This is a genomic window from Mixta mediterraneensis, from assembly GCF_030283135.1.
Taxonomy (GTDB): Bacteria; Pseudomonadota; Gammaproteobacteria; order Enterobacterales; family Enterobacteriaceae; genus Pantoea; species Pantoea mediterraneensis.
In genome coordinates, this window is sequence record NZ_JASUAZ010000132.1 from 1 (window position 1) to 1,231 (window position 1,231).

The following is a 1,231-nucleotide window of genomic DNA, read 5'->3' on the forward strand; positions in this document are numbered from 1 at the left end:
TCCCCGTACCGGTCTTTGGTCACAGCAACGGGCTCCCCGCGTTCAACATGACAAAGGGGAGACACCAGAAAGAAGCCGAAAGGCTTACCCAGTGACCTGAGAGGAGAATAATTTATGCGTTTAGCTTCCCGTTTTGGTAATGCCAATGTGATCCGCCGTGACCGCCCGCTGACCAATGATGAGCTTGCCCGCTTTGTGCCAAGCGTATTTTCAGAAGAAAAACATGAGTCTCGCAGCGAACGCTACACCTATATCCCGACCATCACACTGCTCGATAAGCTGCGTAGTGAAGGCTTTCAGCCTTTCTTCGGGTGTCAGACGCGCGTGCGCGATCAGGGAAAACGTGAGCATACAAAACATATGCTGCGGCTGCGCAGGGAAGGGCAGATCGTCGGTGAAGAAGTCCCTGAAATTATTTTACTCAACAGTCACGATGGCTCAAGCAGTTACCAGATGATCCCCGGCATGTTCCGCTTCGTATGTATGAATGGTTTAGTGTGTGGCGATACGTTCGGTGATATTCGTGTCCCGCATAAAGGAGACGTCGTTGGTCAGGTCATTGAGGGTGCTTACGAGGTGCTCAACGTCTTTGGCAGTGTTGCTGAATCCCGTGAAGAAATGAAAGCTATCACGTTGCGACCGGATGAGCAGCACCTGCTGGCGACTACTGCACTGAACTACAAATATGACGGCGCACATATACCGGTGGCCGCTGAAGATGTATTGCTCACACGCCGTCACGAAGACCGCAGCCCTGATTTGTGGACAACCTACCAAAAAGTTCAGGAAAACCTTATTAAAGGCGGACTGAGTGGACGCACTGCGAAAGGCAAACGCTCAACAACCCGTGGTGTTAATGGCATTGCAGGGGACGTCAAACTTAATCGCGCCCTGTGGGAAATGGCGGAAAACTTCAAGAACCTGAAAAGTTAATCACAGCCGATAACCAGCCGTTAAACCGGCTGGTTATCAAAGAGCACGATAATTTTTTAACGTCATTCTTCATAGAAGGTATCGATATGTGCAGTACCTCTCCTGAGTTTAAAAAATGTCTGGTATGTAGTATCGGGCATATGACGCTGGCAGATTCAGTCATTCTGAAAGAACGTTCTTGGGAAACGGCCAGTTGGGTTGCAGAATCTGATTATGGTTTGATGATTTGTACTAGCTCAGACCTGATCTGACAGTTACCGGTTATTTATACAGGTGTCTGTCAGATTAAATCTGGTTC

At 48.9% G+C, this 1,231-nt stretch carries 1 protein-coding gene; it reads left to right on the forward strand.

Translation table 11 applies throughout. From position 1 onward, the window contains the following. Positions 1-114 precede the first annotated feature (114 nt). Positions 115-933, forward strand: a complete 819-nt coding sequence (locus tag QRY16_RS21940; RefSeq protein WP_289778054.1) for a DUF932 domain-containing protein — start codon at positions 115-117, stop codon at positions 931-933. The last annotated feature ends 298 nt before the right edge of the window (positions 934-1,231 follow it).

What these genes read in the sequence shown, in the direction of transcription:
- QRY16_RS21940 (WP_289778054.1), top strand. Translation starts at nt 115, where the DNA reads ATGCGTTTAGCTTCCCGTTTTGGTAATGCCAATGTGATCCGCCGTGAC.